General features: G+C 67.8%; 24 protein-coding genes. 12 read left to right on the forward strand and 12 right to left on the reverse strand.

Translation table 11 applies throughout. From position 1 onward, the window contains the following. The first annotated feature begins 354 nt into the window (after positions 1-354). The 5 genes from G342_RS0102075 (at position 355) to G342_RS0102095 (ending at position 5,969) form a co-directional block, all read left to right on the forward strand. On the forward strand, positions 355-1,944 hold the full coding sequence (locus G342_RS0102075; RefSeq protein ID WP_018181444.1) for a gamma-glutamyltransferase family protein: 1,590 nt from the start codon (positions 355-357) through the stop codon (positions 1,942-1,944). Positions 1,945-2,060: 116 nt separating this feature from the next. Continuing rightward, a complete protein-coding gene (locus G342_RS0102080) occupies positions 2,061-3,245 on the forward strand; it encodes an amidase (protein ID WP_018181445.1) in 1,185 nt (394 codons plus the stop codon). 9 nt (positions 3,246-3,254) lie between these two features. Then, positions 3,255-4,163, forward strand: a complete 909-nt coding sequence (locus G342_RS0102085) for a LysR family transcriptional regulator (RefSeq protein WP_026304033.1) — start codon at positions 3,255-3,257, stop codon at positions 4,161-4,163. A 133-nt stretch (positions 4,164-4,296) separates the two neighbouring features. Continuing rightward, positions 4,297-4,941, forward strand: a complete 645-nt coding sequence (locus tag G342_RS22955; RefSeq protein WP_018181447.1) for a DUF1007 family protein — start codon at positions 4,297-4,299, stop codon at positions 4,939-4,941. Then, positions 4,941-5,969 carry a nickel/cobalt transporter gene (locus G342_RS0102095; RefSeq protein ID WP_342665145.1) on the forward strand — a complete coding sequence of 343 codons (1,029 nt, stop codon included), beginning with the start codon at positions 4,941-4,943 and terminating at the stop codon, positions 5,967-5,969. The genes G342_RS22955 and G342_RS0102095 overlap by 1 nt, the downstream gene beginning before the upstream one ends. 61 nt (positions 5,970-6,030) lie before the next feature. Here the strand turns inward: G342_RS0102095 and G342_RS0102100 are convergent, their stop codons facing one another. Next, positions 6,031-6,816, reverse strand: coding sequence for a gamma-glutamyl-gamma-aminobutyrate hydrolase family protein (locus G342_RS0102100; protein ID WP_018181449.1), 786 nt, complete (start codon positions 6,814-6,816; stop codon positions 6,031-6,033). 240 nt (positions 6,817-7,056) lie between these two features. Between G342_RS0102100 and G342_RS0102105 the strand changes: the two genes are divergently transcribed. Then, positions 7,057-8,193 carry a TRAP transporter substrate-binding protein gene (locus G342_RS0102105; RefSeq protein ID WP_018181450.1) on the forward strand — a complete coding sequence of 379 codons (1,137 nt, stop codon included), beginning with the start codon at positions 7,057-7,059 and terminating at the stop codon, positions 8,191-8,193. Between the two features lie 27 nt (positions 8,194-8,220). Here the strand turns inward: G342_RS0102105 and G342_RS0102110 are convergent, their stop codons facing one another. Further along, positions 8,221-9,723: a bifunctional metallophosphatase/5'-nucleotidase gene (locus G342_RS0102110; RefSeq protein ID WP_018181451.1), complete on the reverse strand. Its 1,503-nt coding sequence runs from the start codon at positions 9,721-9,723 to the stop codon at positions 8,221-8,223. 170 nt (positions 9,724-9,893) lie between these two features. On the opposite strand from G342_RS0102110, the gene hemH reads away from it, so the two are divergent. After that, entirely contained in the window at positions 9,894-10,952 is a 1,059-nt protein-coding gene (gene hemH, locus G342_RS0102115) for a ferrochelatase (protein ID WP_018181452.1), read from the forward strand. Between the two features lie 133 nt (positions 10,953-11,085). On the opposite strand, the gene G342_RS0102120 is transcribed toward hemH, so the two are convergent. Next, positions 11,086-12,084 (reverse strand): KpsF/GutQ family sugar-phosphate isomerase, encoded by a 999-nt coding sequence (locus tag G342_RS0102120; protein ID WP_018181453.1) that lies wholly within the window; start codon positions 12,082-12,084, stop codon positions 11,086-11,088. 184 nt (positions 12,085-12,268) lie between these two features. Between G342_RS0102120 and G342_RS0102125 the strand changes: the two genes are divergently transcribed. From G342_RS0102125 to G342_RS22960, 4 genes are all read left to right on the forward strand, one after another. Then, positions 12,269-13,708, forward strand: a complete 1,440-nt coding sequence (locus G342_RS0102125) for an outer membrane beta-barrel protein (RefSeq protein ID WP_018181454.1) — start codon at positions 12,269-12,271, stop codon at positions 13,706-13,708. Positions 13,709-13,761: 53 nt separating this feature from the next. Then, on the forward strand, positions 13,762-14,277 hold the full coding sequence (locus G342_RS0102130) for a MarR family winged helix-turn-helix transcriptional regulator (protein ID WP_018181455.1): 516 nt from the start codon (positions 13,762-13,764) through the stop codon (positions 14,275-14,277). Between the two features lie 91 nt (positions 14,278-14,368). Beyond that, the gene (locus G342_RS0102135) at positions 14,369-15,268 is read left to right on the forward strand and encodes a DMT family transporter (RefSeq protein ID WP_051094047.1); all 900 of its coding nucleotides are present in this window, start codon (positions 14,369-14,371) and stop codon (positions 15,266-15,268) included. Positions 15,269-15,421: 153 nt separating this feature from the next. Further along, entirely contained in the window at positions 15,422-16,618 is a 1,197-nt protein-coding gene (locus tag G342_RS22960) for an MFS transporter (RefSeq protein ID WP_018181457.1), read from the forward strand. 13 nt (positions 16,619-16,631) lie between these two features. Here G342_RS22960 and G342_RS0102145 read toward each other — a convergent pair whose 3' ends face one another. The 4 genes from G342_RS0102145 to G342_RS0102160 all read right to left on the reverse strand — a co-directional run bounded on the left by G342_RS0102145 (position 16,632) and on the right by G342_RS0102160 (position 19,462). After that, positions 16,632-17,426, reverse strand: coding sequence for an SDR family oxidoreductase (locus tag G342_RS0102145; protein WP_018181458.1), 795 nt, complete (start codon positions 17,424-17,426; stop codon positions 16,632-16,634). A gap of 71 nt (positions 17,427-17,497) precedes the next feature. Beyond that, the gene (hdhA, locus tag G342_RS0102150; RefSeq protein ID WP_018181459.1) at positions 17,498-18,265 is read right to left on the reverse strand and encodes a 7-alpha-hydroxysteroid dehydrogenase; all 768 of its coding nucleotides are present in this window, start codon (positions 18,263-18,265) and stop codon (positions 17,498-17,500) included. A 60-nt stretch (positions 18,266-18,325) separates the two neighbouring features. After that, on the reverse strand, positions 18,326-18,466 hold the full coding sequence (locus G342_RS25900) for a hypothetical protein (RefSeq protein WP_018181460.1): 141 nt from the start codon (positions 18,464-18,466) through the stop codon (positions 18,326-18,328). Positions 18,467-18,562: 96 nt separating this feature from the next. Beyond that, on the reverse strand, positions 18,563-19,462 hold the full coding sequence (locus G342_RS0102160) for an NAD(P)-dependent oxidoreductase (RefSeq protein WP_018181461.1): 900 nt from the start codon (positions 19,460-19,462) through the stop codon (positions 18,563-18,565). A gap of 234 nt (positions 19,463-19,696) precedes the next feature. Here G342_RS0102160 and G342_RS0102165 point away from each other — a divergent pair, with 234 nt between their 5' ends. Beyond that, a complete protein-coding gene (locus G342_RS0102165; protein WP_026304034.1) occupies positions 19,697-20,662 on the forward strand; it encodes a 2-hydroxyacid dehydrogenase in 966 nt (321 codons plus the stop codon). A 125-nt stretch (positions 20,663-20,787) separates the two neighbouring features. Here G342_RS0102165 and G342_RS0102170 read toward each other — a convergent pair whose 3' ends face one another. From G342_RS0102170 to G342_RS0102190, 5 genes are read right to left on the reverse strand one after another with little or no spacing between them, the layout of a single operon-like run. Then, on the reverse strand, positions 20,788-21,543 hold the full coding sequence (locus tag G342_RS0102170) for an SDR family oxidoreductase (RefSeq protein ID WP_018181463.1): 756 nt from the start codon (positions 21,541-21,543) through the stop codon (positions 20,788-20,790). Positions 21,544-21,594: 51 nt separating this feature from the next. After that, complete coding sequence (locus G342_RS0102175; protein WP_018181464.1) at positions 21,595-22,293, reverse strand: GNAT family N-acetyltransferase; 699 nt, start codon at positions 22,291-22,293, stop codon at positions 21,595-21,597. Beyond that, positions 22,290-23,123, reverse strand: coding sequence for an isocitrate lyase/PEP mutase family protein (locus G342_RS0102180; protein ID WP_018181465.1), 834 nt, complete (start codon positions 23,121-23,123; stop codon positions 22,290-22,292). The genes G342_RS0102175 and G342_RS0102180 overlap by 4 nt, the downstream gene beginning before the upstream one ends. Before the next feature lie 35 nt (positions 23,124-23,158). Further along, positions 23,159-23,368, reverse strand: coding sequence for a hypothetical protein (locus tag G342_RS0102185; RefSeq protein ID WP_018181466.1), 210 nt, complete (start codon positions 23,366-23,368; stop codon positions 23,159-23,161). Between the two features lie 24 nt (positions 23,369-23,392). After that, positions 23,393-23,686 (reverse strand): hypothetical protein, encoded by a 294-nt coding sequence (locus G342_RS0102190; protein WP_156830756.1) that lies wholly within the window; start codon positions 23,684-23,686, stop codon positions 23,393-23,395. Positions 23,687-23,712 lie beyond the last annotated feature (26 nt).

The following is a 23,712-nucleotide window of genomic DNA, read 5'->3' on the forward strand; positions in this document are numbered from 1 at the left end:
AACTCCTGGGACCCTCCTTACGGAAGATCTTGGGCGTCGCTTCGGCCTCTTGTCCGAAGCCCCACCGGTCGGCACGCAACCACAGGCACGTGCGATAATTGGGCGAGGAGGTACGTATGCTTAACACGCTTCACATTCAAGCGCATTTTGGCCGACAGGCACAAAAATCATGCATACGCCGCCTGCATGGGCAGCATGATAGTCAGATAGGGCAATTCTGTCACATTTTCCTTAGCGTTTCGCCCCTGTTGCAGCCCTCGCAACCGGCAGGGAACCGCCACTGCGCGCCTCTGATTCGCGCTTCCGGCGCCCTCCTCTTTCGCCTATGCAGGGAGGACAACAGGAGAGACAGGCGTGAGCGAAACCATCGTCGGCGAACAGGGCATGGTCGTGGCCCCGCACAGGGCGGCAGCCGAGGCGGGCGCCGAGATCCTCCGGGCCGGCGGCAATGCCATCGAAGCGGCGATCGCCGCCGCCGCCACCATCGCCGTCGTCTATCCGCACATGAACGCTATCGGCGGCGACGGCTTCTGGCTGATCCGCGAGCCGGGCAAGGAGCCGCGCTATCTGGAGGCCTGCGGCGCCGCCGGATCGGGCGCCACCATCAAGGCCTATCGCGACAAGGGCCATGACGCGGTACCGACGCGCGGCCCCGACGCGGCGCTGACGGTCGCCGGCGCGGTCTCCGGCTGGAACACCGCCTACGAACTGTCGCAGAGCCTCGGCGGCCGGCTCGACCGCCCCACCCTCCTCGCCAACGCGATCGCCCATGCCCGCGACGGCACCACCGTGACGCGGTCGCAGGCCCGGCTGACCGCAGAGCATCGCGAGATGCTCGCAGCCCAACCGGGCTTCAGCGACGTCTTCCTCATCGACGGCAAGGCGCCGGAAGCGGGGGCGAAGCTGCGGCAGGAGCGCCTCGCCGACACGCTCGACCACCTCGCCCGCGCCGGCTTCCAGGATTTCTATCGCGGCGACATCGCCAGCGAGATCGCCGCCGATCTGCAGCGCATCGGTAGCGCCGTCTCGCGCGTCGATCTGGAGCGGCACGAGGCGCGCCTGCGCCCGCCCCTCTCCGTCCGCCTCGACGGCGCCACCGTCTATAATTCGCCGCCGCCGACCCAGGGTTTCGCCTCGCTCCTGATCCTCGGCATCTTCGAGCGCCTCGGCGTCAAGCGCGGCGAGAGCTTCGAGCATGTGCACGGCCTGATCGAGGCGACCAAGCGCGCCTTCCTGCTGCGCGACAAGCACGTCACCGATCCGATCTTCGCCGGCGATCTCTCGATGCACCTCTCGTCGCGCGTGCTCGAGCGCGAGGTGGCGCGGATCGACATGAAGCGCGCCGCGCCCTGGCCGCAACCGGCGAAGAAGGGCGACACGGTCTGGATCGGCGCCATCGACGCGTCGGGCCTGTCGGTCTCCTACATCCAGTCGATCTTCTGGGAGTTCGGCTCCGGCGTCGTCCTGCCGGCGACCGGCATTACCTGGCAGAACCGTGGCGCCAGCTTCTCGCTCGATCCGAAATCGCTCAACCCGCTCGAGCCCGGCCGCCGGCCGTTCCACACGCTGAACCCGGCGATCGCCCGCTTCGACGACGGCCGGATCATGAGCTACGGCACCATGGGCGGCGACGGCCAGCCGCAGACGCAGGGCGCGATCTTCACCCGCCACGCGGTGTTCGGCATGGATCTCGGCGCGGCGATCGACGCGCCGCGCTGGCTGCTCGGCCGCACCTGGGGCTCCGACCATACCCAGGTCCGGGTCGAGAACCGTCTCGATCCGGACCTTGTCCTGGCGCTCGAACGGGCCGGCCACGAGGTCACCGTGCTCGACGAGGCCTATTCCGACACGATGGGCCACGCCGGCGCGCTGGTCCGCCGCAAGGATGGTCGAATTTTCGGCGCCAGCGACCCGCGCTCGGACGGCGCCGCGGTGGCCGCCTGAGGTGGCGCGGCGGCTCCCCTTTTTGGCAAATGCCGTCGAATAGCGCTATGAATCGAACGAACGCGGTGCCGCGCCGGCGCCGAGCCGATGTCCCTCCAGGAAATCGATAAAAGCCCATGCTTCTCGCCCAAGACCCGGTCAACGCGTTTCTCGACTATCCCGCCGTCGAAGTCCCGTCGGCGCCGTCGGGGCCCCTTGCCGGGCTCACCATGGCGATCAAGGATCTCTATGACGTCGCCGGCTATCCGACCGGTGTCGGTCATCCGCTGAAGCGGGCCGAGAGCGACATCAAGTCGGCGAGCGCCCCGTCGGTGCAGGTACTGCTCGATGCCGGTGCCCGCTTCGTCGGCAAGGTCCACACCGACGAATTCGCCTATTCGATGAACGGCGAGAATTTCCACTACGGCACGCCGGTCAACGTCAATGCGCCCGGCCGCATCCCGGGCGGCTCCTCGTCCGGCTCCGCCGTCGCCGTCAGCGCCGGCCTGGTCGATTTCGCGCTCGGCAGCGACACCGGCGGCTCGGTGCGCGCCCCGGCTTCGTATAACGGCCTCATCGGACTGCGCCCGACGCATGGCCGGATCGACATCTCGAAGGTGGCGCCGCTGGCGCGGACCTTCGACACGGTCGGCTGGTTCGCCCGCGACGCCGACACCTTTGCCCGCGTCGGCGACGTGATGCTCGGCGAGGACGTCGCCGGCCCGCCGCTGACCCGCTTCCTCGTCGGCGACGACATCCATGCCCTGCTGCTCGGCGAACTGGAGGAGGCAGCGGTCCGCTCGGCCGCGCCCCGCATCGCCGCCCATCTGCAGCCCGCCGGCGCCGTCATCGTCTCGCCGGACGGCCTCGCCGCCTGGCGCATGATCTTCCGCACCATGCAGGCCTATGAGGCGTGGGAAGCGAATGGTGAATGGATCTCCAGCCGCCAGCCGAGCTTCGGCCCCGGCGTGCGAGAGCGCTTCGAATGGGCGAGCCACGTCACCCGCGAGGAATATGACGCCGCCGCCCAGCGCCGTGCCCAGGTGCGCGAGCGCGTCACCGGCCTGCTCGGCGACGACACCGTGCTGGCGATCCCGTCGACGCCCGGCATCGCGCCGCGCATCGGCCTTGGCGGCGACGAGCTCGAGTCCTATCGAAACCGGGCGCTCTCCATGCTCTGCACGGCGAGCCTGACCGGCCTGCCGCAGATCAGCCTGCCGCTGGCCGAACATGAAGGCTGCCCGCTCGGCGTCTCGCTGATCGCACCACGCGGCCGCGACAAGGCGCTGATCGCGCTCGCCGCCAAGATCATGGCCGGCTAGGCGGCGATCATGGATACGCTCACCCGGATGAAGACCTTCGTCGAGGTCGTGGAGGCTGGCGGCTTTTCCGCCGCCGCGCGCAAGATGGGCCGCTCGAAGGCGCTGATCTCGAAATATGTGCGCGAGCTGGAGGACGAGCTCGGCGCCCGCCTGCTGAACCGCACGACGCGCACCCTGTCGCTGACGGAGGTCGGCCAGGGCTATGCCCGCGACGCCGTCGAGATCCTGCAGCGCATCGAGGACCTGCAATCCTCGGTCGGCGACGCGCACGCGGCGCCGCGCGGCCGGCTGAAGGTCAGCGCGCCGCGCACCTTCGGCGACGGCGAACTCGGCCGCGCCATCATGGAATTCGTCGTCAGCGAGCCGGAGATCTCTCTGGAGCTGCATCTCGAAGACCGGTTCGTCGATCTGGTCGACGAGGGCTTCGACGTGGCGATCCGCATTTCGACGCTGACCGATTCGAGCCTGATCGCGCGGCGGCTGGCCTCGTTCCGGATCGTCATCTGCGCCAGCCCCGAGGTGATCGCCCAGCAAGGCGTGCCCGAACGGCCGGAAGAGCTGACCGGCAAGCCCTGCATCATCGATTCCAACGTCGCCTACCGCACCAACTGGCCCTTTGTCGTCGATGGTGAAAAGGTCTCCGTGCCGGTGAAGGGCCGCGTCGAGGTCGACAGCCCGAACGCAGCGCGACTGGCCGCGCTGGCCGGTCTCGGCTTCGCCGTCGTGCCCTATCTCGTGGTACGCGACGAAGTCGAATCCGGCGCGCTTGTCGTCGTTCTCTCGGATTTCGAGCCGGCGAGTGTCGCCATCCACGCCGTCTATCCGCACCGTCGCCATCTATCCGGCAAGGTGCGCAGCTTCATCGACTTCCTGGTGAAGTGGTTCGACAAGCACGGCCCCGAGGGCGGCACCTGCTGAGCCCGGCGCCGGTCGGCGTGCCGCGACATCGTGGCGCCCGGCAAGCGGTGGGTTCCGTCGCGACCGACACGATCTGGCCGCACTTGTCTGGCCCCCTTCCGCCTCGTCCTCCCGCCGCAAAGATGCGTTGCCCATGCTCCGATCGCTGATCGCTTTCGCCATCGCCGCGCTGGCCGCGACCGCCGCCGAGGCTCATCCGCATGTCTTCGTCGACGCCAAGGAAGAGATCGTGTTCGACGCGGCCGGAAAGATGACGGCGATCCGCCACATCTGGCAGTTCGACCCCGCCTTCACGGCCTTCGCCGTGCAGGGCCTCGACGCCAATGGCGACGGCGAGCTTTCCGACGAGGAATTGCAGCCGCTCGCCAAGGTGAACGTCGAATCGCTGAAGGATTTCCACTATTTCACCCGCCTCAAGGTGAACGGCGTGCGCGCGCCGGTCGAGGCGCCGCAGGAATACTGGCTGGATTTCCACGATGGCCGGCTGACGCTGTTCTACACCCTGCCGCTGAAGGCGCCGACATCGGTCGGCCCGAACACGACGCTGGAAGTGTTCGATCCGGAATATTTCGTCGCCTTCAACTTCATCGCCGACCAGGCGATTACGCTCACCGGCGCGCCGGCAAATTGCCAGGCCCACTACACCCCGCCGAAGGAAATGGACGAGAAGACGATGTCCCTGCTCGCGGCCATTCCCGCTGATCAGCCCAATCTGCCGGACGACCTCGCCGACCTTGCGGCGAGCCTGGCGAGCGTGATCGCGGTGAAATGCTCCTGATGCGCCGGCTCGCTCCGCTCTGGGTCGCGGCGCTGGTCGCGCTGACGCCTGTCCTCGCCCTCGCCGCGCCGAGCCCGTTCGGCATCGCCACGCCCGATGGCTCCAGCTCGACCGCCTGGGCCGGCCCGTTCGCGCCGATCTTCGTCTGGATCGCCCGCCAGCAATCGGTGTTCTATCGCGATCTGACCGGCGCGCTGGCCGATCTGACCCAGAGCGGCCACGCCGCGGCGCTGCTGATCTCGCTCTCCTTCGCCTATGGCGTCTTCCACGCCGCCGGCCCCGGCCACGGCAAGGCGGTGATCGCCTCCTACCTGCTCGCCACCGGCGACCGGCTGAAGCGTGGCGTCGCCATCTCCTTCGCCTCGGCCTTCGCGCAGGCAGTCACCGCGATCCTGGTGGTCTCGATCGGCACGCTGGTGCTGAACGTCACCGCCATGACGATGACGCGGGCGACCGACGCGCTCGAGATCGCCAGCTATGCGCTGATCGCGCTCTGCGGCGCCTGGCTGCTCTGGAGCAAGCTGTCAGGCCGCGGCCACGACCATGCCGGCCACGACCACCACGACCATCATGATCATTCCGGTCACGACCATCATGGCCATTCCCACCATGGCCATGACCACGATCATGGCCACGACCACACCGGCCTGGTCTGCGATTGCGGCCATTCGCACGCGCCCGATCCGGCGACGCTCGACAAGCCGCTGACCTTCGCCCGCGCCTGGACGGCGATCCTCGCCGTCGGCGTCCGCCCCTGCTCGGGCGCCGTCATCGTGCTGGTCTTCGCGGTGTCACAGAAGCTCTACTGGGCCGGCATCCTGTCGGTGCTGACGATGGCGCTCGGCACCGGCATCACCGTCTCGGCGCTCGCCGTCCTCGCCGTCAAGGCGAAGGATGTCGCCCTGCGCTTTTCCGGCGGCGAGAGCCGCAACCAGCTCCGGGTCGTCAACGGCCTGCAGATCATAGCTGCAAGCGGCATCCTGATCTTCGGACTGCTGATGCTGGGCGGCGCGATGGCGGCCGCCTGATAGCGAAAAGCCCGCCTCGCCCCTCCCCCGAGGGGGAGGCGAGAAGCCTGACTATCCGCCGCTATTCGGCCGCGGCGCGCTGGCCCTGCGCCAGGGCGCGCTCGCGCATCGCCTCGCCGAAGGCCCGGAACAGCCGGGCCGAGGGCGCGTCGGTCGTCACCCAATATTCGGGATGCCATTGCACACCGACGGCGAAGCCTGGCGCATCGCGAACGCTGACCGCCTCGATGGTGCCGTCGGCCGCCACCGCCTCGACCGCCAACCCTTCCGCCAGTTCGCCGATTGCCTGGCGATGCAGCGAGTTCACCTCAATGGTGTCGCGCTCGACGATGCGGGCGAAGCAGCCGTCCGGCACGATGGTCACGGGATGACGGATGGCGAAGCGTTCCGCCTGGATCTCGGATACCGGCGAACGGTGGTCGTGGCGGCCGGGCAGTTCCTGCACTTCCGAGATCAGCGTGCCGCCGAGCGCGACATTCAGTTCCTGCTGGCCGCGGCAGATCGCCAGCAGCGGCACGCCCCTGGCGATGGCGGCGCGGATCAGCGGCAGGCTGGTCGCGTCACGCGCCGGGTCATAGGGCTCGGTGCGCGCATCCACGGTTGCGCCGTAGAGCTCGGGATGGACGTTGGAGCGGCTGCCGGTGACCAGGACCCCGTCGACCCGGTCGAGCAGCGCCTCGATGTCGAGTGCCTCGCCCAGCGACGGCACGATGACCGGAATGCCGCCGGCGCCGGCCAGCACGGCCTTCACATAGGTCTCCGAGGCGGCATGCCAGCGATAGCCGTCGGCCTCGCGGACATCGGCCGTGACGGCGACGAGGGGCGAGAAATACTTCGGGTCGGTCATGATCCAGATCGCATGCTGTGGAGATGCGACACCGCTGTCACATCCGAAGATGGCAGAATACCGATCCAGGCTCTTCCGGTCACGGCCATTCGTTCGGCGAGGCGTAGAGGCGCCCGGCTGCAACCGAGCGCGACGCTGCGTCACTTAGACCATGGACGGCGCGAAAATGGCGTTGACAGCGTCCCCTCTCATGCTCTTGGTCAGCGCGGGACATTCGGGGGACAGGAAGGTGCCGTTTCCATGCGCTCGGATCAGCTGAACCGGCGGAATTTCATCAAGTCGGCCGGGCTGCGTTCCGGGTCCGCGCTCGTCGGCGCGACGCTGGGCGCGACCGCCCTGGCGGCGCCGGCGCTGGCGCAGGTTCCGCCGGAGCTCAAATGGCGGCTGCATTCGGATTTTCCGCGCTCGCTGAGCAGCACCTATCGCGGCGCCACCGGCCTCGCCCGCACCGTAGCCGGCCTGACCGATGGCCGCTTCCAGATCGAGATCCTGACGGCTGACAATATCGACGCCAATCCGGAAAGGACCTTCGACGCCGTGCAGGCCGGCACCATCGAGGCCTGTCACACCTGCTCCTACTACAATGTCCGCCGCGATCCCGCCTTCGCCTTCGGCACCGCGCTACCCTTCGGGCTCAACGCGCGCATGCAGAATGCCTGGATCACCGAGGGCGGCGGCCAGCACCTGCTCGACACGCTCTATGCCGACTACAATCTCGTCTCGCTGCTCGCCGGCAATACCGGCGTCCAGATGGGCGGCTGGTTCCGCAAGGAGATCCGCAGCCTGACGGAAATCGCCGGCATGAAGATGCGGATCGCCGGCCTCGGCGCCACGGTGATGGACAGGCTGGGCGTCGAGACGCAGAGCCTGTCCGCCCAAGCGGCGCTGAAGGCGCTCGAAATCGGCAAGATCGACGCGGTCGAATTCGCCGGACCGGCCGCCGACGAGGCGTTCGGCTTCTACCAGGTCGCGCCCTATTACTATTACCCCGGCTGGTGGGACGGCGGGCCGTCGCTCCATCTCTTCGTCAACAAACAGGCCTTCGAGGACCTTCCGCCGGGCTATCAGACGGCGCTCCGGGCCGCCGCCGCCCAGGCGAACGTAACGATCCCGGCGCGCTTCGACATCGAGAACAACGCCGCCATCCGCCGGCTGGTCGCCAAGGGGGCGCAATTGCGCCCGTTCCCGGACGACCTGCTGCAGGCCGCCTACAAGGCGTCGTTCGAGCTCTATGCCGAGCTGTCGGCGCAGAGCCCGCGCTTCAAGGCCATCTACGAGCCGTGGAAAACCTTCCGCAACGAGATGTACCAGTGGTACCGCGTCGCCGAGCATTCCTTCGACTCATTCGGCTTCGCGCAGCAGTCGAAGGGCCTATGAGGCTCGCCACCCCGCGCCGGTGCTAGGCTAGTTGAAGAGGATCCGCCCCTCGACCTTGGGGGCGATGGTCTTCGACTTTGTCACATGATCGATCACGTCGCTGGCGACCAGCCGCGCGTCGACGGGAGCGACCAGCCGCGCAGCATCCTTCAAGACCCGATAGCCGTCGCCGCCCTCCGCCAGATAGTCGGTGGTGGCCAGCGTGTATTTGCGCTCCGGGTCGAGCGGCGCGCCGTTGACCAGGACGCTGCGCACCCGCATGCCCGGCAATTTGGCGAGATCGACCTCGACGACGAGGCCGGAGACCTGCGGGAAACGGCCGGCCGCCGCCTCGACCAGGCTGAAGCCGCTTTCAAGCGCCTGGCGCAGCGCCTTGCCGGTGACGACCAGCTTCACCGTCTTGTTGCCGAACGGCATTTCCGCGAACATGTCGGCGCGGGTCAGCTTCGTACCGGCGGGATATTCGCGGTCGGCGCGGATACTGCCGCCATTGAACAGCGCCACCTCGGCATCGACGGCGGCGCGCATCGTGTCGGCGATCAGATTGCCGATCGCCGCCTCCTCGCCGCGCACCGTGGCGCGCCGGCTGTCGAGCGCCGTCTCGGTCGTGCCGATCTCGACCTTCATCTCGGCGTCGAGCTTGTCCTGGTAGGATTTGACCACCGCGGCGATGGCGGGATCCGGCGTCACGGTGGCGCTGTCGATGATCTCGAAGCGCGGCTTCCAGGTGAGGCTCGTCTTGCCGTCCTTCTCCTGCTTGTCGACCGTGACGCGGGTGACGACGATGTCCTCGGCCTGGGCGCCGGATTCGGTCAGCGCCGTCTTGCCGTCGAAGAAGGTCAGCAGATGCTCGTCATGGCCGGAGAACACCAGGTCGGCGGCGTGGTTGCGCACCAGCGAAATATCGACGGAGAGCGGCGTGTGCACGACCGCGACGACGAGATCGGCGCCGGCGGCGCGCAGCGCCTCGCCCTTCGCCTTGCCGGTCTCGATCGACGAGTTGAAGACCGTGTCACCCGGCGAGGCGACGACACGGGTGTCCTCGGTGGTCAGGCCGTAAAAGCCCAGCTTGATGCCGTCGATCTCGACGATCTTCTCGTCGACGGTGTTGTTCGGCTGGCTGCCGTCGGGTTCGCGGATGTTCGAGGTGACGACCGGAAACGTCGCCTCGCCGATGCGGGCGTGGAAGACCTCCGGCCCGAAATCGAACTCGTGATTGCCGGGCGTCATCACATCGACCTTCATCTGGTTCAGGATGTCGATGATGTGGACGCCCTTGTTGATGCCGGAGAGCAGCGACGGCGAGATGGTGTCGCCGGAATGGACGAAGATCGTCGGCCCCTTGGCACGCTCGGCCGCGATCACGGCGGCGAGCCTGGCAAATCCGCCTCGCCCGTCCAGCTCCTCCATCCGGTCGATGTCGTTGGTCTGGACGAAGGTGATGGTCACCGGCTCGGCAAGGGCCGGTCCGACGGCCAGGGCGGCGAGAGCCAGAAGGCCCAGTCCAAGACTGCGCGTGCGTCCGATCATGCGAGCGATCTCCCTGATGGATGTCCGGCGAGGATGCCAGCGAATTGCTGCACCGGGATACCATCGAACGCGCGACGCCGAAACGGCGCCGGCGCTGCGACAACGCGCAACGCCCCAAAATGCGCCCAGCCCCTTCGCGGCGGCACGCGGAGCGGCTAAGTTCCGGCACGATGACCAGCCAGATCGCCGCCACCAGCCCTACCGCTCCCGAGACCAAGCCCGCCGGCCACCCGCCGGTCGCGCCCGCTCGCGTCGGTGTCCTCCTCATCAATCTCGGCACGCCCGACGCCACCGACTACTGGTCGATGCGCCGCTATCTGAAGGAATTCCTCTCGGATCCGCGCGTCATCGAGGTGCCAAAGCTGATCTGGTGGCCGCTGCTGAACGGCGTCATCCTGACCACGCGGCCGTCGAAGTCGGGCAAGAACTACGCCTCGATCTGGAATAACGAGCGCAACGAATCGCCGCTCAGGACCATCACGCGCTCGCAATCCGACAAGCTCTCCGCCGCCTTCTCCGGCAATGGCAAGGTCGTCGTCGAATGGGCGATGCGCTATGGCACGCCGTCGATCGCCGAGAAGATCGACGGGCTGAAGCGGGCCGGCTGCGACAGGATCCTGATCGCGCCGCTCTATCCGCAATATTCGGCGACGACGACGGCAACGGCGAACGACAAGGCTTTCGACAAGCTGAAGACAATGCGCTGGCAGCCGGCCGTGCGCACGCTGCCGCCTTATCACGACGATCCCGTCTATATCGCGGCGCTCGCCACCTCGGTCGAGCGCTCGATCGCGGCGCTCGATTTCGAGCCGGAGATCGTGCTCGCCTCCTTCCACGGCCTGCCCAAGCGCAACCTCGAACTGGGCGACCCCTATCACTGCCACTGCCTGAAGACGGCAAGGCTGCTGCGCGAGCAGCTCGGCTGGCCGGAAGAGAAGATGCGCGCCACCTTCCAGTCGCGCTTCGGCAAGGCGGAATGGCTGCAGCCCTATACCGACAAGACGGTCGAGGCGCTGGCCAAGAGCGGCGTCAAGCGCATCGCCGTGGTGACGCCCGGCTTCTCGGCCGATTGCGTCGAGACGCTGGAGGAGATCGCCGGCGAGAACGCCGAGATCTTCCATCACCATGGCGGCGAGCATTTCGCAGCCCTTCCCTGCCTGAACGACAGCCCCGAAGGCATGGCGCTGCTCGAACATCTCGTCCGGCGCGAGTTGCTCGGCTGGGTATAGTCGCCGGCTCTTCTTAAGAGCCTTCTCCGGCAGGCGAGAGATGGAGCTCGCTCTGGCGAACGCCCGCGCCAATGCAACACGCGGACGGAGCCTCGCCCGCTCGCGGGAGAGGGTTGGGTGAGGGTCTATCTGTTCAGGCGACGCCGATCCGGAGCAGATCGTGCATGTGCAGCACGCCGACCGGCCTGCCCGCCTCGACGACGAAGAGAACCGTGATCTTGGCGCCGTTCAGCCGGTCGATCGCGGCGCCGACCAGCATGTCGGGCGGAATCGTCTTCGGCGCGCGGGTCATCACCTCGTCGACGCTGCGCGACAACAGATCCGGCCCGATATGACGGCGCAGGTCGCCGTCGGTGATCATGCCGATCAGCGCGCCGTCGCCATCGATGACGCCGAGGCAGCCAAGCCCCTTCGCCGTCATCGTGACGATCGCCTCGGTCATCGGCGAGCCGGACGGGGCGACCGGCATCGAGGCGCCCTTGTGCATGATGTCGCGGACGAAATGCAGGCTGGCGCCCAGCTTACCGCCGGGATGGAACAGGCGGAAATCCTGGGCGGTGAAGCCGCGCGTCTCCAGCAGCGCGATGGCGAGCGCGTCGCCGAGCGCCAGCTGCATCACCGCCGAGGTGGTCGGCGCCAGGCCGTGCGGGCAGGCTTCCTCGGCGCGCGGCAGCGCCAGCACATGCGTCGCCTGACGGCCGAGCGCGCTGTCGGCGTTCGAGGTGACGGCGATCAGCGGCGTGCGGAAGCGGCTCGCATATTCGACCACGGCGCGCAGTTCCGCCGTCTCGCCCGACCAGGACAGCGCCAGGATGATGTCGTCGCGGCCGACCATGCCGAGATCGCCATGGCTCGCCTCGGCGGCATGGACGAAGAAGGCCGGCGTGCCGGTGGAGGCGAGCGTCGCGGCGATCTTGACGCCGACATGGCCGCTCTTGCCGACACCCGTGACGACGACGCGGCCGCCATGCTCGCGGATCATCCGGACCACTTCGGCGAAGGAAGCGGCGAGCGGCCCTTGCAGCGCGAGGGCCAGCGCATCGAGACCGGCGCGCTCACTCGACAGCGTCCTGAGCGCCGATTCGACTGAATGGCTCGCGCTCTCGGCGCCCGGCTCGTCCTGAACCCGCATCGTTCACTCCACACTGATTGCGCGGGCTTTTAACACGAGCGCTCGACCGTCGTCGCTCGAAAATGCCGTGCGTTCGGCCGGCCGCGACAACGTTCCCTTAACCAAGCCCGTTTACGCTTCAGAAACCATAGGGTCCGGCTCGCCGGGCTCGCGCTTCAACATGCAAAGGTCACGGCAAGCGGCAATGCAATCCCCTGTCCGGCTCCTCCTGTCGGCGGCGCTTTTCGCAGCGCTCGCTCCGATGACGGTTGCCGTCGCGCAGGAGAATTCTGCGCTGTTCGCCGACGACGCCGATTTCGGCACGCTGCGCGGCAGCGACGGCCAGGAGGCGGTCGAGCTCTACAACGCCACGCTGTCGCAGCCGTCCTCCTACCCGGTCGAGACGCTGGAGCCGAACCGTGCCCAGCGCGGCGAACGCCTGCTGCCGACCATCGCCCAGGAAGGCGAGGAGCCGACCCGTCCGCGCGCCCGCACGACCGACGCCAACGACGCCTCGAGCTTCGATCCGCTCGGCATCCGGATGGGCAGCTTCATCGTGCTGCCCTCGGTCGAATTGCGCGGCGGCTATACGTCCAACGCCGCCGGATCCTCGACCGGCGGGCCGTCCGGCGTGCTGACGGTGGTGCCCGACCTGATCGTGCGCTCCGACTGGAGCCGGCACGAGCTCGGCCTCGCCCTGCACGGCACCTATGACTATTTCACCGACACCTCCGTAGCGCCGCAACCGACCGTCAACGCCGAGGCCAACGCCCGCATCGACCTGCCGCGCGACTGGGCGCTGCGGCTCAGGGCCAACTACAATTACGACACCCAGTCGATCTCCAGCCTCGACTATCCGACCGGCGTCAACGAGCCGCCGGGGGTCAACACCTACGCCGCCGGCGCCACGCTCGACGGATCGGTCGGACGCGTGGCGCTGCAGCTACGCTCGGGCCTGGTCGCCACCGAATACGAAAATGGCATGGCGGGCGACGTCGTCGTGCCGCAGGGCGACCGCGACAACACGCTGACCAGCGTCGCCGCCCGCGTCGGCTACGAAGTGACGCCGGCCTTCACGCCCTTCGTCGAGGCCGAGCTGTCGGATCGCAGCTTCCGCCAGAAGATCGACGACAACGGCTTCAACCGTGCCAGCCAGGGCGTCACCCTGCGCGGCGGCATCGCCTATTCCGCCGATCCGGTGCTGAAGGGCGAGCTGGCGCTCGGCTGGCATCACGAGCGCTATGACGACACCGCTTTCCAGCCGCTGGATGCCATGACCATCGACGCCTCGGTGATCTGGTCGCCGACGCCACTGACCAATTTCACGCTGCGCGCCGCCACTTTCGTCAACCCGACCACCGATCCCAATTCGGCCGGCTCGATCGTCTACGATGCCGGCATCCGCGCCGCCCATGCGCTTCGCCGCAACCTGACGATCGAGGGCGACCTCGGCTGGCGCCGGGAGTATTATGAAGGCATCAACGTCGCCGACGTCACCTATGAAGCCGGCTTCGGGGTGACGTGGAAGATCAATCGCGCCGCGTGGGTCGTCGGCCGTTTCTCGCAGGAATACTTCGATAGCGCCGTGCCGGGCGGCGATTATCCGACCACCACGGTCAGCGTCGGTCTCCGGTTCCAGCGCTGACGATTGTTTGCCGTGTCATCAACCCGACATGTTTTCCCGCTATGCGGAGCATCATGGCTTTCAACCACCGCAAAACGATCACCTTCCGCCTCGCCCAGTCAGCCCGGGCTGCCCGCGCGCGCTCGGGCGGTCATCTGATGCGGATAGGCCTCCATCCCGGCCAGGAAAGCGTCCTGAAGGCGCTGGCCGAGCAGGATGGCCTGTCGATGAGCCAGCTGGCGCTGGCGCTCTCGGTGCAGCCGCCCACCGTCACCAAGATGGTAAGCCGCCTCGCCGCCCAGGGCTATGTCGAACGCAGGGCCTCGAAGGGCGACGGCCGCCAGGCCCATGTCCATCTGACCGAACAGGGTCACGGCACGCTCGTCGATATCGACAAGGGCTGGAAGCGCCTCGAAAAGGAAGCACTGGCCGGGCTGGACGACAAGGACGTCAAGAAGCTCCGGAAGCTGCTGCGGCAGATCGAGCGCAATCTCTCCGCCTCGTTCGACGACAGTTCCGAGCCCGCCGAAGAAGAGCCCGAGGCCGAAGTGGACGCTCCGTCGGTGGAGAGCCCCGTTCCCACGGCTTGAGCCGGCCGGCGCAATCTGATTGAGTGAACGCGGCTCGATCCCCCGATAGCGCCTGCCCTCTGGGCACCTTCCCCGACTTCCCGGAGTGCGGATGTCCCCGTTGCCGACCGCCGATGCGGAGGCCTCTCAGCGCCTGCGCGGCATCGCGCTGTATTGCCTGGCCATGCTCTGCTTCGCCGTGCTCGATGCCAGCGCGAAATTTGCAGCCCAGTACGTGCCGGTTCTCTCGATCGTCTGGGTGCGCTTCGCCATCCACGCCCTGCTCGCCGTGGCCCTGTTCCAGCCCTGGCGCCACTGGGCCGTCTACCGGACGCGCCGGCCGGTCCTGCAGATCCTGCGCGCGCTGTTCCTGACCGGCTCGACCTTCTTCAACTTTCTCGCCGTGCACCAGCTGCAGCTCGACCAGACGATGTCGATCGGCTTCTCGGCGCCCTTCATCACGGCGGCCCTCGCCGGGCCGATCCTCGGCGAATGGGCAGGCCCCCGGCGCTGGGCGGCGATCATCGTCGGCTTCATCGGCGTGCTGATCATCACTATGCCGGGCTTCGGCAATCTCAACCCGGCGATCTTCCTGTCGCTCATCGCCGCCTGCTGCAACGCCTGCTACATTCTCTCGACCCGCATGCTGACCCGTTCGGATTCGAGCGCCGGCATGCTGCTCTATTCGGCCGTGGTGCCGCTGATCCTGCTGACGCCGGTCGCCCAGCCGCTCGAAGCCATGCCGCCGACCATCCTCGTCGCGCTCTGCCTGTTCCTGACCGGCGCGCTCGGCTTCGTCGGCCACTGGTTCCTGATCCGCGCCCATCACCACACCGCCGTGCCGGTGCTGGCGCCGTTCATGTATACGGGCCTGATCTGGATGATCCTGCTCGGCTATTTCGTCTTCGGCGATGTGCCGGAGCCGCGCACCCTGGTCGGCGCCAGCATCATCATCGCCAGCGGGCTCTATCTGCTCTATCGCGAACGCGTACGGGCGCCCGGCGGCGACTGAAGCGCCGGCGTCGCCAAATTGTCTGCGGCGCGGGCCCACGAAACACGCTACAAGCAGCGCGCGCGCCCCGAGCCGGCCTGACCGGCCTGCCGGCGCGCCGCCAACCCTCTCTTCCGCATTCCCGAACGAAGCGTCCTGCTTCCGGACACCCCGATGGACCGTCCCGCCAATCGCCAGGCGCGCTTCTTCGTCGCCCTCGCCATCATGGTCGCGCTGCTGAACAGCACCGCCGCCTCGCCGCTCTATACGAGCTACCGCATGATGTGGTCGCTCGACGCCTTCACGGTGGCGTTCATCTTCGCGATCTACGCCTTCGGCACGCTGATCGCGCTGTTCCTGCTCGGTCGCCTGTCCGACCGCCTGCCGGATCGCCGGCTGCTGATCATCCTGTCGCTCAGCATCGTCGTCGCCGGCGCGCTGATCTTCGGCTCCGCCGACAACCTCGCCACGCTGCTGATCGGCCGGCTGCTCGCCGGCGCCGGCACCGGCGGCCTGACCGGGATCGCCAACGCCGCCCTGATCGAGCTCGATCCGAAGGCCGATGCCCGCGCCAACGCCGTGCTCGCGACCGCCGTGTTCACCGCCGGCTGTGCCTTCGGCCCAGTGATCAGTTCGGCCGCGCTCTATTTCGACGCCTGGCCGCTGCACCTGCCCTTCCTCCTGATCGCGGCGCTGGCGATCATCACGGTGATCGGACTGGCCACCGCCGGCTGGCAGCCGGCGCCGCGCGCCCTGCCCGTCATGACTGCCGCCGCCGGATCGCCGGCCCCGGCCGGCCGCTACACCGCTTTCGCCGTCGCCGCCGGCGCCGTGATCATCGCCTGGGCGGTGGGCGCGACCTTTGCCGGGCTCGGCGTCACCTTCGTGCACGAATTGCTGAAGGTCGAAAGCCAGGCGGCGTCCGGCGTCATCGTCGCCTTCTTCCAGCTCGTCGCCGGCATCAGCCAGCTTGCCAGCCAGCGCGTCGATTCCAATCGCGCCATGGTCTGGGGAACGACGCTGATCGCGCTGGCGATCCTCGTCTGCGCCTACTCGATCTGGGCGAGCGCGCCACTGTTCTTCGTGCTCGGCACGGTCGGCAGCGGCATCGGCTATGGCGCCGCCTTCGTCGGCTCGGCCGGCATCGTCAACCGCATCGCGCCGCCGGACCGGCGGGCGACGTGGGTCTCGACCTATTACTTCACCGCCTACCTCGCCAATGCGCTACCGGTGCTGGCGCTCGGCTTCCTCGGCGACCAGCTCGGCCTGTTCGGCGCCTTCCTGTGCCTGACCGCCTTCACCGTCTGCGGCACGATCATCGTCAATAGCACTGCCCGCATCGCGCTTCGGCCGGCGTCGCGCCGACGCTGAGGCCGGGGGATCGTCAGCCGAACAGACGGACGACCCCGCCGCCACCATGCACGTTGAGGGTCTGGCCGCTGACCCAGCTGCCGGCCGGCGAGCCAAGCCACAGCATGGCATTGGCGACATCTTCCGGCCGCCCCGGCCTGCCGGTCAGATTGTCGGGCCGCTTCATCCGTTCCTGCGTCGCCGCGTCGATGCCGGCGGCCTCGTAGCCCGCCGTCAGCACCGTGCCGATCAGGATCGAGTTCACCCTGACCTTCTGCGCCAGCATGTGGGCGAGGCTGACCATCATCTGGTTGAGCGCCGCCTTGGCCGTCGCATAGGCGAGGATGTCATAGGCGGGCGTCGCCGAGGAAAACGACCCGGAATTGGTGATCGAGGCATTGCCGGCCTCCAGCAGGTGCGGCAGACAGGCCATGCTCATCCGGTAGGCGCTGACCGTGTTGAGCTTGTAGGACGCGACCATCTCGTCCTCGGTGATCGCCGTCGGATCCGGATGGCGAGCACCCCAGCCGACATTGTTGACCAGGGTCGAAATGCCGCCGAACGCCGCGACGGTGGCGGCGACCACGGCCTCGATATCCGCCTTGCTGGTGACGTCGCAGGCCATGCCGATACAGGGATTGCCGGTCAGCGCGGCAATCTCCGCCGCCGTTGCAACCGCCCTGTCGCCGTCGAGATCGGCAATCATCACCGAGGCGCCAGCGCCCGCCAGCACCTTGGCAATGCCGGCGCCGATGTTCTGCGCGCCGCCGGTGACGATCGCCTGGTGCCCGGTCATGCGGAACGCGGCGAAGGCATCGTAGCTATCCATGGCGTCTCTCTTTCATCGTCGCCGAGCCGCGCGGACCCGGCCGGGTTTCGCAGTCTCCGTCGCGCTCTCTATCAGTCGAGTTCCTGCACGCCGCCGCCCGAGACGGTCAGCACCTGGCCGCTGATCCAGGCCGCCGCCGGCGAGCAGAGAAACAGCGCGGCGTTGGCGATATCCGAAGGCTGTCCGAGCCGGCCGAGCGGCGTGTGCTTCAGCATCGCCTTCTCGATTTCCGGCGTCAGCACGCTCCTCAGCGCGTCGGTCTTGATGGCGCCGGGCGCGATGGCGTTGACGCGAATTCGCTTCGGGCCGAGGTCGAAGGCGGCGTTGCGGGTCAGATGATTCACCGCCGCCTTGGACGATCCATAGGAGGCCATGCGCTGGTTCTTGTTCTCGCCCGACATCGACGAGATGTTGAGGATCGCGCCGCCGCCGGCCGTCTCCATATGCGGGGCCGCCAGCTGCATCAGGCGGAACAGCGCGAAGACGTTCAGCTCATAGGCCCAGCGGAAATCCTTCATCGGCATGTCGAACGGCTTCGGACCGCCGCCGCCGGCATTGTTGACGAGGATCGTCAGCTTGCCGAACTGCGAAACCGCCTGCTCGACGGCGCGCGCCAGATGCGCCTCGTCGGTAACGTTGCATTCGATGCCGACCGCCCGGCCACCGGCCGCGACGATCGCATCGGCCACCTGGATCGCGCCTTCCGGCTTCAGATCGGTGACGACAACCGCGGCGCCGGCCTCGGCGAAGGTCTCGGCGATCGCCCGGCCGATGCCCGCCGCGGCTCCGGTGACGATGGCGACATCCTGGTCAAGGTGGAGAAGGCGATCGATCAACATGGGGACACCCGGCCTTGGTTGCGAGGACGATGACCAGTCTGGCACGATCATCGTCCCGCGTCATGCGGCCGGCACCGTCTGGTCGTCCCTCTCACAGGCGAGGATGGTCTGGGCCTGCTCGGCGTCCGGCAGGCCCAGGCTCTCCCAGTATTGGGCGCCGCCCGCCAGCGTCTGGTCGAGCGGGTCGGCGCAGGCGAACACGAAGTAGCGCGCCGCCAGGCTCAGCCCGGCCTGGTCAAGCAGCTAGCATCGGCCGCTCGACCAGGCCGCCGAGCTTCAGCCGCGGGAGCCGCCGCCTCAGTCCTTCAGCTTGGTGCCGTTCTGCGCGGCGATGAAGTCGGAGATCATCGGCACGAACTTCTCGGCCTGGCCCGACGCGGCCATGGCGGCGAAATTGTTCTTCACCGCCTCGCCGAGCGTGTTCACGGCGCGGGCGCCGTCCGCCATCGAGGCCAGATAGCGCAGGTCCTTGTAAGCGTTGGAGATCGTGAAGGGGTGGGCGTTCTCGTTGCGGTCGATGACGTAGTTCATGAAGGTGTCGTAGAAGCCGCAATGCATGCGGCCCTTGCTGATCACCGAATGGAACGTATCGGGCGTGATGCCGACCTTCTGGCCGAGCGCCAGCGCCTCGGAATAGAGCGCGGCATAGCCGAGCGACAGGAAGTTGTTGAGCAGCTTCATCTTGTGGCCGGCCCCGACCGGGCCGACATGAACGATGGTCGCGGCCCAGCAGGCGATCAGCGGCTTCACCGAGGCGAACACTTCGTCCGAAGCACCGACCAGCGCCTGCAGCGTGCCGGCGGCGGCGCCCGCCGGCGTGCCGCCGAGCGGCGCGTCGACGAAATGCATGCCGGCCGTCTCGAGCCGGCCGGCGAGACGGGTGGTCGAAGCCGGCTCGGCGGTCGAGCAGTCGATGACGATCAGGCCCTTGCGGCCGCCCGCGAGGATGCCGTCGGCGCCCTCGATGACGGTCTCGACGTCGGCGGAACCGGTCACGCAGAGGAAGATAACGTCGGCGCCGCGCGCCATCTCGGCCGGCGTCTTCACTTCGCTGGCGCCCTTGGCGACCAGGCGCTCGACGGCTTCGCGGCGGCGATTGGCCATGACCAGCAGCGGATTGCCCTTGGTCAGGAGGTTGGTCGCCATCCCTTCGCCCATGAATCCAAGACCGATGAAGCCGACGGTGCGGTTCGACATTGCTGCAACCCCTCCCTGGGTGTTTGCATTTGATTTCATTCGCAGATTAGAGTGCCGGGCGGGTTCAGGACAAGGCAGACGACCGGCCTGTCCGTAACGAATATCCATCGGATCCGATTGCCCGGCCGCATCGCGACGGCGACGATCGAATCTGCCTATCTTGTATCCACACGCGATCCGGCCGAGGCCATGCGCTTGCCAGGATCGCGCCCCAGCCAGACCCAAGGAGCGTCCATGTCTCGGCCCGAACTTCTCATGCCCGGCCGCATGCAGCAGAACGTCAATGATGCCCTCGACGCTCGATTCGTCGTGCATCGCCTGTACGAGGCGAAGGACCCGGCCGCGACGCTGGCCGAGATCGCGCCGCGCATCCAGGCGGTCGCCGTCGGCGGCGCCGTCGACGCGGCACTGATGGACAAGCTGCCGAAGCTCGAGATCGTCGCCTCGTTCGGCGTCGGCTACGACCTGGTCGACGCCAAGCATGCGGCCACCAAGGGCGTGATCGTGACCAACACGCCGGACGTGCTGACCGAGGAAGTCGCCGACACGGCGCTCGGCCTGCTGCTGATGACAGTGCGCGAACTCTCGGCTTCCGAGCGCTATCTGCGCGCCGGCAAGTGGCCCTCTGGCAACTACCCGCTCAGCGGCTCGCTGCGCGACCGCACGGTCGGCATTGTCGGCCTGGGTCGCATCGGCAAGGCGATCGCCCGCCGCCTCGAGGCCTTCGACGTCAAGGTCGTCTACCACAACCGTCGTCCGGCCGAGGACGTCTCCTACAAGTACTATGCCGACCTGACCGAGATGGCCCGGGATGTCGACACGCTGCTTTCCGTGCTGCCGGGCGGTGCCTCGACGGAGAAGGTGATCAACCGCGCCGTGCTCGACGCGCTCGGCGCCCAGGGCGTGCTGATCAATATCGGCCGCGGCACCGTCGTCGACGAGCAGGAACTGATCAAGGCCCTGCAGGAGAAGCGCATTCTCGCTGCCGGCCTCGACGTGTTCGAAAAGGAGCCGCAGGTTCCGGCCGAGCTGATGGCGCTCGAAAACGCCGTGCTGCTGCCGCATGTCGGCTCGGCATCGGTCTATACGCGCAACGCCATGGGCCAGCGCGTCGTCGACAATCTCTATGCCTGGCTCGACGGCAAGGCGCCGCTCAGCCCCGTCGCCGAGACGCCGTTCACCGGCTGGAAGGCGAAGTAAGGCTCAGGCCTTTCAGCACCCTCTCCCGCGCGCGGGAGAGGGTGCTTTTTATTGTGCGCCGCCATCGCCTCACGACTGCATGGATCCCCGCCTGCGCGGGGATGACGGAGCGTTGACAGCGCCCATCAGAGCGAGAAGCCGCCGTCCGACAGATAGACCTGGCCAGTCGTGTAGCGCGACTCATCCGAGGCCAGATAGATCGCCAGCGCCGCGATCTCCTCTGCCGTGCCGAGACGGCCCATCGGCTGGCGGTCGATGAACTGCTGGCGGATCTCTTCCACCGTCTTGCCCTGCTTCGCCGCCTGCTCGGCGATGCGGCCATCGAGCGACGGCGACTGGATCGTGCCCGGCGCGATCGAGTTCACGCGGATGCCCTGGCGGATGTAGTCGGCGGCGACCGCCTTCGTCAGGCCGACGACGGCGGCCTTCGACGCGCCATAGGCATAGCGGTTCGGGATTCCGCGAACAGAACTCGCGCCCGAAGAAATGTTGACGATCGAGCCCTCGCCCTTCTCCAGCATGCCCGGCAGGAAGGCGCGGATCGTGCGGTGCATCGCCTTGGCGTTGATGTCGAAGGAGAGATCCCAGTCCTCGTCCGACGTCGTCAGCACGGTGCCGTGATGGACGAAGCCGGCGCAGTTGAACAGGATATCGACCGGGCCGACCTGCTGTGCCAGCGCGTCGACCGCCGCCGTCGAGCGCACGTCCAGCGCATGCACCTCGGCGACGCCCCCGGCCTTCAGATCGGCCATCAGCTCCGGCTTCAGATCCGTGGCGATCACATAGGCGCCCTCGGCCGCGAAGGCGAGCGCCGTGGCGTGGCCGATGCCGGCGCCCGCCGCCGTAAGAAAGGCGCGCTTGCCCGTAAGACGTCCCGTCATGAAGATCTCTCCCGTTTATTCAGTGATGTGTCTTGAGGATGCGGCCGACAATCAGAATTGCGTCCCGGCCCCGCAGTCGAGGCTCGTCTTCTGCCGGCCCTCGGCGTCGAAATTGGCGGGATCGAGCCACGCCTCGAAGCCCTGTTTTACGCGCGGCCACTCGCCGTCGAGCATCGAGAACCAGGCGGTGTCGCGATTGCGGCCCTTGACGATCATGTGCTGGCGGAACGTGCCCTCGTAGGTGAAGCCGTAGCGCTTGGCCGCCCGCCGCGACGGCGCGTTCAGATCGTTGCACTTCCACTCGTAGCGGCGATAGCCGAGATCGTCGAACACATGCCGCGCCATCAGATACATCGCCTCGGTGGCGCCGGCCGTGCGCTGCATCGCCGGCGTATAGAGGATGTTGCCGACCTCGACGGCGCGATCCTGCGGCGCGATGCGCATATAGGTGGCATGACCGACAGCGCGACCGCTCGCCTTGTCGAGGATGGTGAAGAGCAGCGGGTCGTCCTTCTTCGCCGCTTCCGCGTAGTAGGCGGAGAAGCTGGCGAAATCGGCGAACGGCCCCTGCCCCAGATAGGCCCAGAGCGCGTCGTTCTCCACGCCGGACGACCGATCGAACAGGTCGCGGCCATGGGCTGCCAGATCGAACGGCACGATCACGACGAAACGGCCCTCGAGCGTTACCCGCCCGGGGCGCGGCGCAGGCGTCGCATCGACAACGATGCCGACGGGGACGGTCGATGTCACGATTGCGAACCTCTGGCGAAGGGAGCGAAGAAACGGTTGAGATCGGCGCCAGGCTCCGCCTCGGCCGCGCCCTTGAGCGTGCCGGAGCCCGCCACCTCGCGCGCCAGCCGCAGGAATCCACCATAGGCGGCGCGGGCGAGCGCGGTCGCCAGCGACACACGGCGGACGCCGGCAGCGGCGAGATCGGCGATCGGCTGCAAGGGATCGAGCGCGATGACGTTGATCGGCTTGCCGCCGGCGGCGTCCATCACGGCGGCGATCGCGGCGCCATCGAGCTTGCCCGGCACGAACAGCACGTCGGCGCCGGCCTCGGCGAAGGCGGCGATGCGGCGGCAGGCTTCCGCCAGGCCGCCCGGATGGCCGGTAAGCAGCGCCTCGCTGCGCGCCGTCAGCAGCACGTCCGGCCCGACCGCGTCGATGGCGGCGCGCGCCGCGCGGACCCGGTCGACGGCATGGTCGAATTCATAAAGCGAGCGATCCGCCGCCATGTCCTCGACCGAGAGGCCGGCGACGCCGGTCTCGACGCAGAGCGCGACATTGGTGGCGACCGCCTCGGCGGTATCGGCGAAGGCGTTGCCGAAATCGGCGTTCACCGGCAACTCCGTGGCGGCGACGATCTCGGCGATATGCGCCAGCATGGTGTCACGGTCGACGGCGCCATCCGGCAGGCCGCGGCTGAAGGCGAAGCCGCCCGACGTCGTCGCCAGCGCCGGAAAATCGAGCCCGGCCAGAAGGCGGGCACTGCCGATATCCCAGGGGTTGGGCATGACGAAGCAGCCCGCCTCGTGCAGCTTGCGGAAATTGGCGCGGCGCGCCGCGATCAATGTCATGCTGTTCCTCGCCCTCGACCCGCCGATCTTAGCGATCAGGCGTCCGATGTCGATGCGTCAGGGCCGCTTTCGCGCCGTCCGGGAACGGCGATCCCCCGCCGCTGCAGTTCCTCGGCGATGAGGCGGGGAACGGCGCGGCAGCCGCAATGGGCGGCATGCGCGAGATGCCAGTCGACGCGCTGGTCCAGCGTCGGCTTTTCCGGCATCGGATGAGCTTCGTGCCAGGCGGCGTTCAGCTTGCTCAAGACATGGATCCCCCTGTGCGCCCGTCAGAACCTGGCTTCGATGTCCCATTCGTCGTCGAGCTCGTCGCGGATCGCCGCGACGATCATCTGGCCCTCGGCGCGCCAGACGACTTCCGCCTCGGCGCTCGGGAAGCGCGACGACTTCGGATCGGCGGGATCGAAGATGGCGTCGAAGGCGTCGCTCCACGCCTCGATCCGGTCGAGCAGATCGTCGGAGAGGTCGAGATCGTCCGCTTCGATCGGCACGACGGGCTTGTTGTCCGGAACCAGCCAGAAGTGCTGGCCGATACCCTCGGGCGATATTCTCAAGCGTGGCAATCGAGCCTCCACGAAACGGGAAAGAC

Source organism: Kaistia granuli DSM 23481, from assembly GCF_000380505.1.
Lineage (GTDB): Bacteria > Pseudomonadota > Alphaproteobacteria > Rhizobiales > Kaistiaceae > Kaistia > Kaistia granuli.